15 protein-coding genes are annotated in these 17,256 nt (G+C 61.2%); all 15 read right to left on the bottom strand.

Translation table 11 applies throughout. From position 1 onward, the window contains the following. Positions 1-75 precede the first annotated feature (75 nt). Positions 76-1,053: a M23 family metallopeptidase gene (locus BM063_RS04360; RefSeq protein ID WP_092036210.1), complete on the bottom strand. Its 978-nt coding sequence runs from the start codon at positions 1,051-1,053 to the stop codon at positions 76-78. A 105-nt stretch (positions 1,054-1,158) separates the two neighbouring features. Beyond that, positions 1,159-2,421 carry a transcription termination factor Rho gene (gene rho / locus BM063_RS04355; protein ID WP_425439124.1) on the bottom strand — a complete coding sequence of 421 codons (1,263 nt, stop codon included), beginning with the start codon at positions 2,419-2,421 and terminating at the stop codon, positions 1,159-1,161. 83 nt (positions 2,422-2,504) lie between these two features. After that, positions 2,505-3,470 carry a class II fructose-bisphosphatase gene (gene glpX, locus BM063_RS04350; RefSeq protein WP_092036206.1) on the bottom strand — a complete coding sequence of 322 codons (966 nt, stop codon included), beginning with the start codon at positions 3,468-3,470 and terminating at the stop codon, positions 2,505-2,507. 192 nt (positions 3,471-3,662) lie between these two features. Continuing rightward, positions 3,663-4,910, bottom strand: coding sequence for a UDP-N-acetylglucosamine 1-carboxyvinyltransferase (locus tag BM063_RS04345; RefSeq protein ID WP_092036204.1), 1,248 nt, complete (start codon positions 4,908-4,910; stop codon positions 3,663-3,665). A gap of 39 nt (positions 4,911-4,949) precedes the next feature. Then, the gene (gene fsa / locus BM063_RS04340) at positions 4,950-5,609 is read right to left on the bottom strand and encodes a fructose-6-phosphate aldolase (RefSeq protein ID WP_092036202.1); all 660 of its coding nucleotides are present in this window, start codon (positions 5,607-5,609) and stop codon (positions 4,950-4,952) included. Between the two features lie 93 nt (positions 5,610-5,702). Further along, complete coding sequence (locus BM063_RS04335) at positions 5,703-6,557, bottom strand: class II fructose-1,6-bisphosphate aldolase (protein WP_092036200.1); 855 nt, start codon at positions 6,555-6,557, stop codon at positions 5,703-5,705. A gap of 81 nt (positions 6,558-6,638) precedes the next feature. Then, a complete protein-coding gene (gene kce, locus BM063_RS04330; protein ID WP_092036198.1) occupies positions 6,639-7,451 on the bottom strand; it encodes a 3-keto-5-aminohexanoate cleavage enzyme in 813 nt (270 codons plus the stop codon). Position 7,452: 1 nt separating this feature from the next. Continuing rightward, entirely contained in the window at positions 7,453-7,860 is a 408-nt protein-coding gene (kal, locus tag BM063_RS04325; protein WP_245752013.1) for a 3-aminobutyryl-CoA ammonia lyase, read from the bottom strand. A gap of 35 nt (positions 7,861-7,895) precedes the next feature. Continuing rightward, positions 7,896-8,267 (bottom strand): response regulator, encoded by a 372-nt coding sequence (locus BM063_RS04320; protein ID WP_092036196.1) that lies wholly within the window; start codon positions 8,265-8,267, stop codon positions 7,896-7,898. A 345-nt stretch (positions 8,268-8,612) separates the two neighbouring features. Next, on the bottom strand, positions 8,613-10,241 hold the full coding sequence (locus BM063_RS04315; RefSeq protein ID WP_092036195.1) for a CTP synthase: 1,629 nt from the start codon (positions 10,239-10,241) through the stop codon (positions 8,613-8,615). Positions 10,242-10,428: 187 nt separating this feature from the next. Further along, positions 10,429-10,908: a DNA-directed RNA polymerase subunit delta gene (gene rpoE / locus BM063_RS04310; protein WP_143085231.1), complete on the bottom strand. Its 480-nt coding sequence runs from the start codon at positions 10,906-10,908 to the stop codon at positions 10,429-10,431. A gap of 253 nt (positions 10,909-11,161) precedes the next feature. Then, complete coding sequence (icmF, locus tag BM063_RS04305; protein ID WP_092036190.1) at positions 11,162-14,416, bottom strand: fused isobutyryl-CoA mutase/GTPase IcmF; 3,255 nt, start codon at positions 14,414-14,416, stop codon at positions 11,162-11,164. Next, entirely contained in the window at positions 14,413-15,054 is a 642-nt protein-coding gene (locus BM063_RS04300; RefSeq protein WP_092036188.1) for a TetR/AcrR family transcriptional regulator, read from the bottom strand. The genes icmF and BM063_RS04300 overlap by 4 nt, the downstream gene beginning before the upstream one ends. After that, the gene (gene meaB / locus BM063_RS04295; RefSeq protein WP_092036186.1) at positions 15,051-16,007 is read right to left on the bottom strand and encodes a methylmalonyl Co-A mutase-associated GTPase MeaB; all 957 of its coding nucleotides are present in this window, start codon (positions 16,005-16,007) and stop codon (positions 15,051-15,053) included. The genes BM063_RS04300 and meaB overlap by 4 nt, the downstream gene beginning before the upstream one ends. Positions 16,008-16,019: 12 nt before the next feature. Then, positions 16,020-17,162 (bottom strand): acyl-CoA dehydrogenase, encoded by a 1,143-nt coding sequence (locus tag BM063_RS04290; protein WP_092036351.1) that lies wholly within the window; start codon positions 17,160-17,162, stop codon positions 16,020-16,022. Positions 17,163-17,256 lie beyond the last annotated feature (94 nt).

Below are 17,256 nucleotides of genomic sequence, written 5' to 3'. Positions count from 1 at the left end.
CCGCCGCAACCGGAAAGGAGAGAAGCGGCGCAATCACTTTGAACTGCCGCCTGCCGGAACCGAAATCGGCCGCCTTCAGGGAAGCACGGAAAGCGGGTTGACGGGCCGACCATTTCGACGCACCTCAAAATGAAGGTGAACCCCCGTCGCGTTGCCCGTTTGGCCCATGTAACCGAGGGATTGCCCCTTGCTCACCACCTGCCCTTTGCTGACGGTGATCCGGCTCAAATGAGCGTAATAGGTAACCCAGCCGTTTCCGTGGTCCACCACGACCAGATTGCCGTAGCCGTTCGAATACCCGGCCTGGATGACCCGTCCGCCCAGGGAGGCGCGGATGACGCTGCTGGTCCGCTTCTCGTTCCAGATGTCGATCCCGTTGTGCATGCGTCCGTTTCTCCACCCGTACCGGCTGGTGATCTGCCCCCAGACCGGCCAACTGAAGGATGCCGCACCGGACGCCGACGCAGTGACCCGCGCCTTTGGTTTCGACCTGCTTTCCGGGCGGGCGACCGCCTTCGGCACCTTCACCTTGACGGGACTGGGAACGGCGATGACCTGGCCCGTGTAAACCGAGCCGGCGGCGGCCACATCCGGATTCAATTTGATCAGCATCTTTTTGCTGGTCTTATGCTTCTCGGCGAGGGATTCCAGCGTCTCCCCCTCTTTGACGCGGACCCATTTCCGCTTCAGGGGGAGCTTCAGCACCTTGCCCACCGGAAGCAGTCTCGGATTCTTGATGCGGTTGTAGGCGGCCAATTTCCGGTAGTCCACGCCGTACCTTTTTCCGATTCCGTATAGGGTGTCTCCCCGCTTCACCTTGTAGGTCAGCGGTTTGGACTCTTTTCCGGCCGCCAAATTGCCTTCCGCCACGCTGGAAATGGGACTTAAGTACTGATACAGGACCGCCTCGGCCACCCGCTCATCTTTCCATCCGGACGGGTTCATCCCCTGGATGTCGTCGGCAGCATGGACCGCTTGTCCCTGACCGCTCGCCAGCCAGGAAGCGGTGCACAGCGACAGGGACGACGCGACCAACGCCTTCTTGCTTGCCATCTCACCACCCCGCACGGCAAAATATGGCGGAACGAAACGGAATTTCCGTTCCACTCCCCATTTCTATGCGGGGGATGGCGTTTTATGCCCCAAATTCCGGAATGATCAGGAAGCCGTGCTGGAGCGCCGGGGACGGGCTTCGAGGGTGGCGAGAAACTCCGCGTTGGATTTGGTGCTGGCCAGTTTGTTGATAAATGCCTCCGTGTATTCCGGTGAATCCGACATCGAACGGCGAAGCATCCACAGCTTCTCCAATTCCTCCTTGGACAGGAGCAACTCCTCCCGGCGCGTTCCCGAACGGCGGATGTCGATGGCCGGGAAGATCCTTCGCTCGGCCAACCGCCGGTCCAGATGCACCTCCAGGTTCCCGGTGCCCTTGAATTCCTCGTAGATCACGTCGTCCATCCGGGAACCCGTGTCCACCAGCGCCGTGGCTAAGATGGTGAGGCTGCCTCCCTCTTCGATGTTCCGGGCCGCACCGAAGAAGCGCTTCGGACGGTGGAAGGCGGTGGGATCGATGCCGCCGGAAAGGGTCCGGCCGCTCGGAGGCATGACCAAGTTGTAGGCCCGGGCCAGCCGGGTGATGCTGTCCAGGAGGATCACCACGTCCCGCTTGTGCTCCACCAACCGCTGGGCCCTCTCCAACACCAGCTCCGCCACCTTGATGTGGTTTTCCGGCAGCTCGTCAAAGGTGGAACTGACCACTTCCGCCTTGACCGAGCGCTGCATGTCTGTCACTTCTTCCGGACGCTCATCGATCAGGAGGACAAACAGCTCGATCTCGGGGTAATTTTCGGCGATGCTGTTGGCGATCTCCTTCAGCAGCATGGTTTTTCCCGCCTTCGGCTGGGCGACGATCAGGCCTCGCTGCCCCAGCCCGACGGGGGCGATCAGATCCATGATGCGGGTGGAGAGCCGGTCCGGAGTGGTTTCCAGGGTCAGTTTCTTTTGGGGATACAAGGGAGTGAGGGCGGGAAAGTGAAGCCGTTCGGCAGCCAGATTGGGGTCTTCCCCGTTGACCGCCTCGACGTGGAGCAGGCCGAAGTAGCGTTCATTCTCCTTCGGAGGGCGCACCTTCCCGGACACCAGGTCGCCGGGGCGCAGGTCAAACCGGCGGATCTGCGAAGCCGAGATGTAGATGTCCTCCGAGGAGGGAAGATAGTTGATCGGCCGCAAAAAGCCGTAGCCCTCGGGCAGAATGTCCAGGACTCCCTCCATGAAGAGGAGACCGTCCCGTTCTGCCTGGGCCTTCAGAATTGCGAAAATCAATTCCTTCTTTTTCATTTGGCTGTAATAGGGAATCTGGTATTCCTTCGCCAACTTGTACAAATCGGTTAAACGGCGGTTTTCCAGATCGCTGAGCGTGATCTCCATTGCTGACTCACCACGCTATTCTTGCAGAATCAGTTCACATCCATCATATCCTGATGTGCAAAGGCTTATTCTTGCCGTCATTCCAAAACCAGGTTCGGTTTTTTCTTCAGCCGGTGAGTTCCCTCAATGAAGCGGACGGTTCCCGTCTTGGCCCTCATCACCAGGGAGTGGGTGGTGGCCAGATCCCCCCGGTAGCGGACCCCCCGGAGAAGTTCTCCGTCGGTCACTCCGGTGGCGGCGAAGATGGCGTCATCCCCCTTGACGAGGTCGTCCATGAACAGCACCCTCTTTGGATCATCGATTCCCATCTCGCGGCAGCGGGACCACTGCTCCTCGTTTTCGGGAACCAACCGGCCCTGAATTTCACCACCCAGACATTTCAGGGCCACCGCCGCCAACACGCCTTCGGGTGCTCCGCCGATCCCGTACAGGACATCCACGCCCGTGTCGGGGAAGCCGGTGTTGACGGCCGCAGCCACGTCTCCGTCGGGAATCAGTTTGATCCGGGCGCCGCATCGCCTCACTTCCTCGATCAGTTCGGCATGGCGCGGGCGGTCGAGGATCACCACCACCAAATCATCCATATCCTTCCCCAATGCCCGGGCCACGGACTTCAGATTGTCCTCCACCGGCGCGTTGAGATCCACCTGTCCCGCCGCGCCGGGACCCACGGCCAGCTTCTCCATGTACATGTCGGGGGCGTGCAACAGATTGCCCCGGTCGGCGACCGCCACGACGGAAAGGGCGTTCCACAGCCCCTTCGCCACAATGTTGGTCCCCTCCAGGGGATCGACGGCCACATCCACCTCGGGCGGGACCCCCGAGCCCAGCTGTTCGCCGATGTACAGCATGGGCGCTTCATCCATCTCCCCTTCGCCGATCACCACGGTTCCCTTCATGGGAATGGTGTCGAACACCTTTCGCATTGCGGTGGTGGCCGCCTGATCCGCCTCGTCCTTCTTTCCGAAACCCATCCATCGGGCGGAAGACACGGCGGCGGCTTCCGTCACCCGCACCAATTCCATGGTCAGACTCCGGTCCATTGTGTCATCCCTCCGCTCTTCAGCTTATCCGAAAGCCGCAAAGAATCTGCGAATTCTCGGACAAACAAGGATCAATGATGATATGAGCGCAATATAGCACGGCACATTCTTTTAATATGTTACAACAATTCGGGGGGAAGTGGCGAGTAAAGAATGGCGGATTAAACAGAAGCGGAGGGATGAAAAGAGGGATTATTCCCGCCACACGTCGGCGCCGAGCCGCCTCAGCTTCCCGTCGATCTGCTCGTATCCGCGGTCGATGTGATGGATGTCGGTGATGACGGTCTCTCCTTCCGCAACCAGCCCGGCCACCACCAAGGCGGCCCCCGCCCGGAGGTCCACCGCCCTCACCTGAATTCCGTTCAGGGGCGTGCCTCCCTCGATCAGCGCCATCCGACCGTCGGTGCGGATCCGGGCGCCCATTCGGTTCAACTCCAGGGTGTGCCTCAGCCGTCCTTCAAAGACGTTTTCAATCACCAGGCTGGTGCCCGCCGCCTGGGTCAGGAGGACGGTGAAGGGGGGCTGAAGGTCCGTGGGGAACCCCGGATACGGCTGGGTTTTGATGTCCGCGGGGAGAAGGTTTTTCGTCCCTTTGACCGTGACCGATTCGTCCCCTTCCGTCACGGGAACCCCCATCTCCCGCAGCTTGGCGGAGATCGGTTCCAGATGGAGGGGAATCACCTGATCCAGGCGCACCTCTCCTCCCGTCGCGGCGGCGGCGATCATGTAGGTTCCCGCCTCGATGCGGTCGGGAATGATCGCATGGCGGCATCCGCCCAGACGGGATGTGCCGCGGATGCGGATCACATCGGTGCCCGCCCCTTTGATCCGGGCGCCCATTCCATTCAAGAAGGTGGCCACATCGACGATTTCCGGCTCCTTCGCCGCGTTTTCGATCACGGTCAAACCTTCGGCGAAGACCGCCGCCAACATGATGTTGATCGTGGCGCCGACACTGACCACGTCCAAATAGATGCGGGCCCCCTTCAGCCTGGGCGCTTTCAGATGGATCGCCCCGTCCCGCTGGGACACGGTCGCTCCCAGGGCTTCAAAGCCCTTGATGTGCTGGTCGATCGGCCGGGGTCCGAGGTGGCAGCCGCCCGGAAGACCGACAACGGCTTCCCCGAAGCGGCCGAGCAGGGCCCCCATGAGGTAACAGGAGGCGCGCAGGCTCCGCACTCCGCTGTCGGTCATCGGACGGTTGGTCACCCGGGTCGCATCCACGCGGAGGGTCGAACCCTCCGCCGCGACTTCGGCGCCCATTTGCCGAAGGAGATTTACGAAAATCTTCACATCGCGGATGTCCGGCACATTCTCGATGGTGCAAGGGGTCTCGGCGAGCAGTGTGGCCGGAAGAAGGGCGAGAGCGCTGTTTTTGGCTCCGCTGATCGGGATGGATCCGATCAAGGGACGACCACCCTTGATCTTCAAGATTTCCATTAAAACGCCCTTCCTTTCGCTCAATCCCTATTGCCGGCGTCAAACCCGGGCCGCTTCGCGCTGGGCTTTTTCCCAGTCGGCCAAAAACCGTTCCACGCCCTTGTCGGTCAGCGGATGGTTCACCATTTGCTTGATCACCTTGAAGGGAACCGTGGCGATGTGGGCGCCGCTTTCCGCCGCCTGGATGACGTGAACGGGATGCCGGATGCTGGCGGCGATGATCTGCGTGTCGATGCCGTGAAGGGAGAAGATGTGGGCCACTTGTTGGATCAGCTGGGTTCCGTCGTGGCTGATGTCATCCAGCCGGCCGACGAAGGGACTGACGAAGGTCGCCCCCGCCCGGGCCGCCATCAGCGCCTGGTTGGGGGAAAACACCAGGGTGACGTTGGTGGGAATGCCTTTCTGGGACAGGCGATGAACCGCCTTCAGCCCCTCCCAGGTCATCGGAATCTTGATGGTCACCCGGTCGGACAGGGCGGCCAGGGGCTCCGCCTCCTTCACCATGCCGTCGGCGTCCGTGGAGAGCACCTCGGCGCTGACGGGCCCTTCGGTGATCTCCAGAATCTCCTTGAGCAGCTCGACGAAGGATCGGCCCGTCTTGGCCACCAGGGTCGGGTTGGTGGTGACGCCCGACAGGATCCCCAGGGATTGCGCTTCGCGGATTTCGTTTACATCTGCGGAATCGATGAAGAGTTTCACGGCGACTCCTCCTTGTGCAAGTTCGGCGAAATGGATTCACTTCCTGCGCCTTCGAGCGAAAAGGCGGGCCAAGGCCTTTTCACGCGGCGCACCTCAAGCCTTTCCGGAACTGCCGAAAAGGCGCATTTTCTCCTTGACCACCTCTTTGATCGCTTCCCGGGCGGGGCCTAGATATTTCCGGGGGTCGATCAGATCCGGCTTTTCCTCCAGAAGGGCACGGACCTTTTGGGTGAAGGCCACCTGATTTTCCGTATTCACATTGATTTTACCCACCCCGAGGGAAATCGATCGGCGGATCGATTCATCCGGCACACCGGAACCGCCGTGAAGAACGATCGGTGCTTCAATATTTTTGCTCACCTTTTCGATGATGTCAAAGCGGATCTTCGGTTCGCCCTTGTACATGCCGTGGGCGGTTCCCACCGCGATGGCCAAGGCATCGACGCGGGTCTCCTCCCAGAAGCGGATCGCCTCCTCCGGATCGGCGAGGTGGGCATCCTCATCGTCCACCTTCAGATCGTCCTCCACACCGCCGATGGTGCCCAGCTCCCCTTCCACGGAGACGCCGACGGCATGGGCGGCTTCCACCACTTTTTTCGTCAGGCGGAGGTTCTCCTCAAAGGGATAGTGGGACCCGTCGAACATCACCGACGAAAATCCGGCCCGGATGCACTTCATCACCATTTCAAAGCTGCTGCCGTGGTCCAGGTGAAGCGCCACGGGCAGTCCGGACTCCTCGGCGGCCGCCCGGGCCAGCGCGACCACGTTCTTCAGCCCCATGTACTTGATGGCACCTTCACTCGCCCCGAAAATGAGCGGGGAACGCTCTTCCTTGGCCGCCTCGGTGATCGCTTGGGTGAACTCCAGGTTGTTGATATTGAACTGACCGACGGCATATCCTTCCTGCTTGGCTCGCGGGAGAAAATGGGACATCGGTACGAGCGGCATCCAAAAAACCCCCCTGTCGGTATGTGTGCGGGATCTTCCCATTGCATTATATCACTGGAGCAGACAAGGTCCAATAACAGGTTACCCGCTCAGGCCCAACAGGCGGCGGGCCTCATCGGGGGTGGCGATGTCCCGGTCCATCTCCCGGGCGATGCGGACCACGCGGGCCACCAGCTGGGCATTGGTGGCCAGCTGTCCCTTCCGGTACCAGATGTTGTCCTCCAGCCCCACCCGGACGTGCCCGCCCAGGACGATGCCCAACACCGCCATGGGCAGCTGCGCCCGCCCGACGCCGGCCACCGTCCACGTCGCCCCCTCCGGCAGTTGTCTCAAGAGGTGCAGCAGGTTCTCCGCCGTGGCCGGAATGCCCCCCGGCACCCCCATGACGAAGTCGAAATGGAGGTGACCCGTCACCAGCCCCTTTTTCACCAGAGACAGGGCGTTACGGATCATTCCCACATCGAAAATTTCGAATTCGGGGCGCACGCCGTATTCCTGCATCACTTTCGCAAAATGTTCAATTTCCCGCGGCGGGTTGAGGAACACCCCGTCCCCGAAATTGACCGTTCCCGTCGTCAAGGTGGCCATTTCCGGACGCAACGCGACGGGCTGAAGCCGCTCCTCGGCGGTCATGCCGACGGCTCCCCCTGTAGACACTTGTATGATGATGTCACACCGTTTGCGAATCTCCTCGATCGCCCGGCGGTACAGTTCCCGGTCCTGACTGGGCTTTCCGTCGGCGTCCCGGACGTGGATGTGGGCGATCGACGCCCCCGCCTCCCGGGCCTCCGCCGCCGCCTGACCGATCTCCTCCGGAGTGACGGGCAAATGGGGGGTGTCCTCCCGGGTCACTTCCGCTCCCACCAGCGCCGCGGTGATGATCAGCTTGTCCATCTCATTCCCCTCCACCCGAGCGCCGCTGACGTTCCTTGGGCACGACGCAGGTTCCCGATGCCCGGGTCACCAGGATCGGCTCCTCCAGAACCCGGGCGGCCGAAGGAACCTTGGGATCGATGCCCGCCTCGATCACCTTGTAGGCGGCAAAGCGCATCCGCCGGGACGTGTTGCCCACTTTCTCCAGCCAACCGACCGCTTCGATAAAATCCCCGGCGTAAACCGGAGCGCAAAACTCGACCGAATCATAAGCGACGAAAAGCCCCTCATCGCCGTCGTGACGGATCAGGAGCTCGGTGGCCACATCGCCGAACAGGGCCAAAATGCGCGCTCCGTCCACCAGATTGCCGCCGTAATGGGCGTCCGACTGACTGAGCCGAATGCGGATCTTCGCTTCCAACCGGGTCAATTCCGTTCCCTCCCCATCTCCTGAAAAAACCGGTGTTACGACACCAGCTGCTTGAGCACTTCCGAGCGCAGTTGCACGATATCAAAGGGCTTGGTCAAATGGGCCAAGGCGCCCAGTTTCGTCGCTTCCTGAACCAAGTCCAGCTCCCCGTAGGCCGTCATCATGATCACCTTGGGCATCGGCTGGACGCCCTGAAGCCGGCGAAGAAACTCGATCCCGTCCATTCCCGGCATTTTCATGTCCAACAGGATCAGATCCGGACGGACCTTTTGGATCATCTCCAGCGCCACTTGCCCGTTTTCCGCCTGGTAGACACAAAAACCGTCCTTTGAAAACACCTCTTTCAGCAGGACGCGAATGCCGTACTGGTCATCCACCACCAGAACCTTTTTATCCTGCAGCGACATCTACACCCCTCCTTTAAAAAGAAGAAGGTCCAATTCCTCCGATCGACCTCTCCCCGGAGCCGCCGCTTGCGCCGTGCCATACCCAGGCGAAACGGGGCGTTTTCCGTCCGGGCGCAAGTCCGCGCGGAAAAGAAAAAGCGGCCGAACTAGCCTTCTATCTGTATACTTCGAGTTTGCCCAAGGTTTTCCTGCATGGGAGAAATACGAATTTTTTGTAAATAAAAAACGCCCCGCGGTGATTCGCGGGGCGAACGGACCAAAGGCGGGACTTCCCAAAAAGGGGAGCCCCCTTCTCCGGAAGGCGCCGATCGGCGCGGGACCGCGGCGCCCCTTCTTCGCCTCTTCTTACGCCTTGATCGGATTTTGGACCAGTTCCGAACGCTGCCTGAGGGCGGCGGCGATGAAATCCCGGAACAGCGGGTGCGGACGGTTCGGCCGGGAACGGAATTCGGGGTGGAACTGGGTGGCCACAAACCACGGATGGTCCTCCAGTTCGACGATCTCCATCAGCCGGCCGTCCGGGGAGGTTCCCGAAAAGCGGTAACCCACCCGTTCCAGTTGTTCGCGATACTCGTTGTTGAATTCATACCGGTGGCGATGCCGCTCGTATACCAGACCGTTCCCGTAGGCCCGCTGGGCCAGGCTTCCCGGAAGCAGTTTGCAGGGGAACAGGCCGAGGCGCATCGTCCCGCCCATGTCCTCGATCTCCTTCTGTTCCGGCAGGATGTCGATGACGGGATGGGGGGTGTCCGCATCAAACTCCGTGCTGTTGGCACCCTCCAGCCCCAGCAGATGGCGCGCCCCTTCGACACAGGTCATCTGCATGCCGAGGCAGATGCCCAGGAAGGGAACGCGCCGTTCCCTGGCATATCGGATGGCGGAAATTTTCCCCTCGATGCCCCGATCGCCAAATCCGCCGGGCACGAGGATTCCGTCGGCTTCGCCGAGCCATTGATCGGCGTTTTCATCGGTCACGTCCTCGGAATTGACCCATCGGATCTCCACGTCCGCGTCATTGGCGAAACCGGCGTGCTTCAGGGATTCCACCACGCTCATGTAGGCGTCGGGAAGGGAAACGTACTTGCCGACAAGGGCGATGGTCGTCTTTTTGGACAGGTTTTTCACTTTGTTGACCAGTTCCTGCCACTCGGTCATGTCCGCCTCGCCGCATTCAAGTCCCAGGTGATTCACCACGATCCGGTCCAGTCCTTCCCGCTGCAGCATGAGGGGAACTTCATACAGCGTCTCCGCATCCCTCAGCTCGATCACCGCTTCCGGATCGATGTCGCAGAAAAGGGCCACCTTGCGCTTCAAATCTTCCGACAGGGGATGCTCGGTCCGGCAGACGATCACGTTGGGCTGGATCCCGATGCTGCGCAGTTCCTTGACGCTGTGCTGGGTGGGCTTGGTTTTCAGCTCGCCGCTGGCGGACAATTTCGGGATCAGGGTGCAGTGGATGTACATGACGTGATCCCGGCCCACGTCGTTTTTGATCTGGCGGATCGCCTCCAGGAAGGGCAGGCTCTCGATGTCGCCGACGGTTCCGCCGATCTCGGTGATCACCACATCGGGATGGGTTTCCCGGGCCGCCCGAAACACACGGTCCTTGATTTCGTTGGTGATGTGGGGAATCACCTGCACCGTCGCCCCCAGGTAATCGCCGCGCCGTTCCTTGTTGATCACCGCCGAATAGATCTTGCCGGTGGTCACGTTGCTGTTTTTGGTCAGATTGATATCGATGAACCGCTCGTAGTGGCCCAGGTCCAGATCGGTTTCCGCCCCGTCGTCGGTGACGAAAACCTCTCCGTGCTGATAGGGGCTCATGGTTCCCGGGTCCACATTGATGTAGGGATCGAATTTTTGGATGGTCACCTTCAGATTGCGGTTTTTCAGCAACCGTCCCAAGGAGGCTGCGGTGATCCCCTTTCCCAGAGAGGAAACAACCCCGCCGGTCACAAAGATGAATTTGGTCATGAAAGACCCCCCCACAAAACAGGATTCCCCGAATGATGGCAAAACGAAAAGAGCCCTCCTTCAAAAAGGGGGCTCTCATTTTTTAACCCGATATATCCCGAATCCAGTTTCAGCCCAGTTCGTAGTTTACCTCGTCGAGCGGGGAATTGTCAAGGGAGGGGTCGAGGCGCTCCTTCGCCAAAAAGTGTCAGAGACTGTCCTCCTCGTCCTCCATGTCGGCATTCACCATGGTGTCCTCGTCGTCGGGGAAAACGTCATCCCCGTCAAAACCGTCATCGAAGGCGTTTCCCCCGTATTCATCCTGATCCAGCGCTTCTTCCTCTTCCTCATACAATTCCTCGTCCAGGTCCTCGTCGTCAAAATCGTCTTTGATATTGCCGGCAACGGCCGAATCGGTGGTCTGCTCGGTGGGATACCAATGCTTCAATCCCCACAGGCTCCTGCCGACGCAGACAAAGCGGCCGTCGATGTTGATCTCCGTGTACAGCTGGGCGATATAGCGCATCGTTTCCTCTTCGGAAAATCCTTTCAACCGGGCAACCTCCTGAAGGAGATCCCGGTAGAGCATCGGCTCTCCCTTGCTCTGCAGGATCTTGTGGACAAGATCCACCATGGGCATTTCCCGCAATTCCTCTTCGGTCAGTTGGGCAGCCAGATTTTCGCTCACGCCGGACACATCCCCTTCCTATATGACCCGGTTCACCCTGGATCAAACGGTTTCACGTAGGTCTATTTTATCCAAAAAAGGTGGGAAGTCAACCATATTCCCCCGATCGGAAACCAGGGCGGACAAACGCTTGGCCGGGGTTCCCGGGCCGCTTCGGGCGCCGCCGACACCGGATTTCATAAAAAGGGCTGAGGAGCCCCCGCCGCAAGAGGCCGCCTCAGCCGCCTGCCGAATCCGGTCCGTCCGACGTCCATCACATGTTTCGCCGGTACCGGCCGCCCACTTCGTAAAGGGCGGAGGTGATCTGACCCAGGCTGGCCACCTTGACGGTTTCCATCAGTTCCGCGAACAGGTTGCCCCCCTCCCGGGCCACCTGCTTCAGCCGGGCCAGGGCCGCCGGCGCCTTGTCCCGGTTGCGCTCCTGGAACGCCCGCAGGTTTCGGATCTGCGCATCCTTCTCCTCCTTGGTCGCCCGGGTGAGGGGCAGCTCCACATCCTCCGGCGGATTGGGGTTGAGGAAGGTGTTGACGCCGATGATCGGCAGCTCTCCGGAATGTTTCTTCGTCTCGTAGAGGAGCGATTCCTCCTGGATCTTGCTCCGCTGGTACATCATTTCCATCGCCCCGAGCACGCCCCCGCGGTCGCTGATCCGCTCGAATTCCCGGAGCACGGCCTCCTCCACCAGATCGGTCAATTCCTCGATGATGAAGGATCCCTGCAGCGGGTTCTCGTTTTTGGCCAGTCCCAGCTCCTTGGTGATGATCAGCTGAATGGCCATCGCCCGGCGGACCGACTCTTCGGTGGGCGTGGTGATCGCCTCGTCATAGGCGTTGGTGTGCAGGGAATTGCACTGGTCGTAGATGGCCATCAGCGCCTGCAGGGTGGTCCGGATGTCGTTGAAGTCCACCTCCTGGGCGTGGAGGGAGCGTCCCGAGGTCTGGATGTGGTACTTCAGCTTCTGGCTCCGCTCGTTCGCCCCGTAGAGACGCTTCATCGCGATCGCCCAGATCCTGCGGGCCACCCGGCCGATCACCGCATACTCGGCATCCATCCCGTTGCTGAAGAAGAAGGAAAAGTTGGGGGCGAAATCGTCCACCTTCATCCCGCGGCTCCGGTAGTACTCCACATAGGTGAAGGCATTGGCCAGGGTGAAGGCCAATTGGGTGATGGGATTGGCCCCGGCCTCGGCGATGTGGTATCCGGAAATGCTGACGGAATAGTAATTCCGGATGCCGTGCTCGATGAAGTATTCCTGGATGTCTCCCATCATCTTCAGGGCGAACTCCGTGGAAAAGATGCAGGTGTTCTGCCCCTGGTCCTCCTTCAGGATGTCCGCCTGAACCGTGCCGCGCACCGAGCGCAGGGTGCGCTCCTTGATCTCCTCGTATTCCTCCGCTAGAGGCTCCCGGCCGTGTTCCTTCCGGAATTTGTCCACCTGCTGGTCGATGGCGGTGTTGAAATACATCGCCAGGATGATGGGGGCCGGCCCGTTGATGGTCATCGAAACGCTGGTGTTCGGGGCGCACAGATCGAATCCCTCAAACAACTTTTTCATGTCGTCCAGGGTGCAGATGCTGACGCCGGATTCCCCCACCTTCCCGTAAATGTCGGGCCGCTCATCGGGGTCCTCCCCGTAGAGAGTCACCGAATCGAAGGCGGTGGACAGACGCTTGGCGGTATCGTTTTTGGACAGATAGTGGAATCGGCGATTGGTCCGCTCCGGCGTGCCTTCCCCGGCAAATTGGCGCTTGGGATCCTCATCCGTCCGCTTCAGGGGATACACCCCGGCGGTGTAGGGGAAGCGGCCGGGCACATTTTCCAGCAGGGACCAGCGCAGGATGTCGCCCCAGTCTTCGAAGCGGGGCAGGGCCACCTTGGGAATCCGGCTGCCGGCCAGGGTTTCGGTGAAGAGGGGCATGCGGATTTCCCGGTCCCGCACCTTGTAGACGTACTCATCCTGCGCATACCGCTTCTTCAGCTCGGGCCACTCTTCCAGGATCTTTTTGTTTTCGGGGGCAAGCCGCGCCGATTCCCTTTCGATTTCCCGATCCAGCGAATCGATCACCTCTTGCGGCGCGGAACCCTCAAGGGATTCGCGGGCACCCTTCAGCTGGTACAGCCGACGGGCCACCCGGGATTGTTCCTCCACCTCCCGGCGGTATTCCCGGACCGTTTGGGCGATTTCCCGCAAATAGTTGGAACGCTCCGGGGGAATGATGTGGTGGATGCCCGGGGAACGCGTCTCCTCCGGAAGGGAGGAGACCCAGCCGAGTCCCATCTTTTCATTGATTTTGTCGATCACCGCCCGGTACAGCCGGTTCACCCCGGGATCGTGGAAGCGGTTGGCCATCGTACCGTAGATCGGCAGCCGCTCATCGGGAACGTCGAAGAGCCGGTGGTTCCGCTTGTACTGTTTGCGCACGTCCCGCAGCGCGTCTTCGGAACCCTTCCGGTCAAACTTGTTGATCGCCACCAGGTCGGCAAAATCCAGCATCTCAATCTTTTCCAGCTGGGAGGGGGCGCCGTACTCGGCGGTCATCACGTAGAGGGAGATGTCGCTCACCTCCACGATCGCGGCGTCCCCCTGACCGATTCCGCTGGTCTCCACGATGATGAAATCGTAGCCGGCCCGCTTCACGATTGAAATGGCTTCTCGAATCCCCGCGCTCAGCTCCGAGCGGGTGCGCCGCGTGGCCAGACTGCGCATGTATACCCGGGGATGATGCACGGCGTTCATCCGGATGCGGTCTCCCAGGAGGGCGCCGCCCGTCTTCTGCTTGGAGGGGTCCACCGAAAGGACGGCCACTTTTTTGTCCGAAAAATCCTCCAGAAAGCGCAGGACCAGTTCATCGGTCAGGGAGCTCTTCCCCGCACCCCCGGTTCCGGTGATCCCCAGCACCGGCACCTTGTCCCGTTCCGGTGCCTTCTCCTCCAGGGCCCCAAGGATATCCACCTTTTCCGGCAGATCGCCGCCGGCCGCCCGCTCCGCCAGGGTGATCAGCCGGGCGATGGCGCGGCGATCCCCTTCGGCGAGGCGGTCCGCCTCCCAAGTGATTTTGTTGACGGTGGGGAAATCGGTTTCGCGGAGCATGTGGTTGATCATCCCCTGGAGCCCCATCCTCCGCCCGTCCTCCGGCGAGAAGATCTTGGCCACGCCGTAGGCCTCCAGCTCGCGGATTTCCCGGGGAACGATGACGCCGCCCCCTCCGCCGAAGACCTTGATGTGGGACGCTCCCCGCTCCTTGAGCAGGTCGATCATATATTTGAAAAACTCGATGTGCCCTCCCTGATAGGAAGAGACGGCAATTCCCTGAACATCTTCCTGGATGGCCGCTTCGACGATTTCGTCCACGGAGCGGTTGTGTCCCAGGTGAATCACTTCGGCGCCCGAAGCCTGCAGCAGGCGCCGGAACAGGTTGATCGACGCGTCGTGGCCGTCAAACAGGCTGGCGGCGGTCACGAAACGCACCGTGTGTTTCGTTCGGTAGATCTCCGCCTCCACACTCATCCGCCTCCTTCGTCCAAACTCAGATCGCGCAGCAACAGCGCCGTCTGGAGCCGTGTATATTCTTCCAGGCTGTAATGCCGGGCCAGGACCCAGCGGCGGAAGGTCCACATCTGTCCCATCACCATGATGTTGTGGGCCATCAGCTTGACCGAGGAGGGGGAGAGGGAGAGGGTGCCGTCCCGGATTCCCTTTTCCAGGATCCGCTCAAAATGGCCGGTGATCTCCTCTTCCTTCTTAAGGACATATTTCATCGTCTCCTTCGGGAGCGACTTGGTCTCCTGGTAGATCAGAAGGACGTAATCGGACATCTCCCCCATGACGCGGAACAGCTGGGCGATCGCCTTCTTCAGGCTCTCCCGGCCGGAGTCCTCTTCGCGGATGGCCTCGGTCAGCCTCCGCTCCAGTTCGGAATGGATATAGTCGCAGACCAGGTAGAGGACATCCTCCTTGGTCTGGATATATTCGTACATCGTGCCGATGCTGAGACCGCAGGCCCGGGCGATTTCCCGGGTGGTCGTCTTGTGAAAACCCTTGCGGACGAACAGGTCGACGGCCCCCTGGACGATCTGCCGCCGCCGCTGTTCGACCAGCCGCTGATTCTTGATGAGAGACGGAATCGGTTTGCCGCGCTGGTTCACGACGATCCCCCCCTTTCCCCGGCCAACAGGCGGGCGAGCCATTTGCGAACCAGCCGGTGGGGCACCTCTTCCCTGCGGTGGAGCCGGTCCAGATCTTCCCGGAAGGCGGGCTCATCCATCAGTTCCGAAAGGCGCTGCCGCAGCCGGTGTTCCATCCGCCTCCGCACCTCCCGGCGCAGGTGGCCCAGGCGGCGGGCCGCCCCTTCCCCGCTCTCCTTCAGGTGGGTTTGGTGCCGTTGGAGCTGCCGCCACAGCTCGTCGATTCCCCGCCGTTCGGTGGCGACGGTGGGAATCACCGGCGGACGCCAGGCCATCTTTCCGGCCAGATCCAGCATTTCCTCCAGATCGGCGATCAATTTCCGGGCCCCGTCCCGGTCGGCCTTGTTCACCAGAAACAGATCGGCGATTTCCATGATTCCCGCTTTCCACACCTGCACGATATCTCCCGCCCCCGGCGTGAGCACCAGGACCACCGTGTCCGCCAGCTCCATGATCGTCAGTTCCGTCTGGCCGACCCCCACCGTCTCCACCAGGATGATGTCATAACCGGCGGCGTCCAGCACCCGCACCGCGTCCTGGGTGGCAGCCGCCAGCCCGCCCAGGTGGCCGCGGGTGCCCATGCTGCGGATGAAGACGCCCTCATCCACGGCGTGCTCCGTCATCCGCACCCGGTCCCCCAGCAGGGCTCCGCCGGAGAAAGGGCTGGTGGGATCGACGGCGATCACGCCCACCGTCAGTCCCTCGCCCCGCAAGTGGGCGATCAGCCGGTTCAGCAGCGTGCTTTTTCCGGCCCCCGGCGGCCCGGTGACGCCCACCACATAAGCCTTTCCCGTATGGGGGTACAGGGCTTCCGCCAGCGCGTCCGACTCGTCGGAAGCCCCCTCGATCAGGGTGATGGCCCTGGCGATGCTCCGCCGGTCTCTTCGCAGGACACCCTTGACCAGCTCCTCCAAGGCGATACCCCCTCAATCCTTCAGCAGGTGGCGGGCGATCACCAGCCGCTGAATCTCGTTGGTGCCTTCGTAGATTTGCGTGATCTTGGCATCCCGCATCATCCGCTCCACCGGATACTCCCGGGTGTAACCGTATCCTCCGAAGATCTGCACCGCCTCGATGGTCACATCCATGGCGGTATCCCCGGCGAACAGCTTCGCCATCGCCGACGCCTTTCCGTAGGGAAGCCCCCGGCTTTCCAGCCATGCCGCCTGGTAGGTGAGCAGGCGGGACGCTTCAATCCGGGTGGCCATGTCGGCCAGTTTGAACTGGATCGCCTGTTGTGCGGCGATCGGTTTGCCGAACTGCTCCCGCTCCTTGGCGTAGGCGAGGGCCGCATCGAAGGCGCCCTGAGCGATCCCCACCGCCTGGGCGGCGATGCCGTTCCGCCCGCCGTCCAGGGTCATCATGGCGATTTTGAAACCTTCGCCCTCTTCGCCCAAACGGTTTTCGGCGGGAATCCGGCAGTTGTCAAAGAGGATTTCCAGCGTGGGAGAAGACCGGATGCCCAGCTTTTGCTCTTTCTTCCCGAAGGAGAATCCCGGCGTTCCCTTTTCCACGATGAAGGCGGTGATTCCGCGGTGTTTCTTTTCCGGGTCGGTGAGGGCGAAGACGACGTAGATTTCCGCCTCCCCGCCGTTGGTGATAAAAATTTTGCTCCCGTTCAGCACGTAGGAATCCCCGTCCCGAACGGCGGTGGTCCGCATCCCGGCCGCATCCGAGCCGGATCCCGGCTCCGTCAGGCCGAAGGCGCCCAATTTTTTCCCCTCCGCCAGGGGACGCAGGAAGCGCTGTTTCTGCTCCGCCGTCCCGAATTTGTGAATCGGCCAGCTGGCGAGGGAGATGTGGGCGGACAGGGTGACGCCGACGGAAGCATCCACCCGGGACAACTCCTCCACCGCGATCACATAGCTCAGATAGTCGGCGCCGACGCCCCCCTCCTCCTCCGGCCAGGGAATTCCCGTCAGCCCCAGCTCCGCCATCTTGTCGAAGAGGGACCGGTCGAATTCCTCCTTCTCGTCCCGCTCCGCGGCGGTGGGAGCCACTTCCTTTTCCGCGAACTCCCGGACCATTTTCCGCATCATTTCATGTTCTTCGCTCAATCGAAACTCCATGGCCATCGCTCCCGTCAAAGGTTTTCGCGCAAAATCCCCGGACCGGGAGGAGCCGGGCGCACATTCCCGCCTCTCCCCCGCTCTTTCATCCGGA

The sequence above is a fragment of the Planifilum fulgidum genome, from assembly GCF_900113175.1.
GTDB classification, from domain to species: Bacteria; Bacillota; Bacilli; order Thermoactinomycetales; family DSM-44946; genus Planifilum; species Planifilum fulgidum.
The sequence above is the reverse complement of the archived record's forward strand: the minus strand, read 5'-3'. Positions and strand labels throughout refer to the sequence as shown.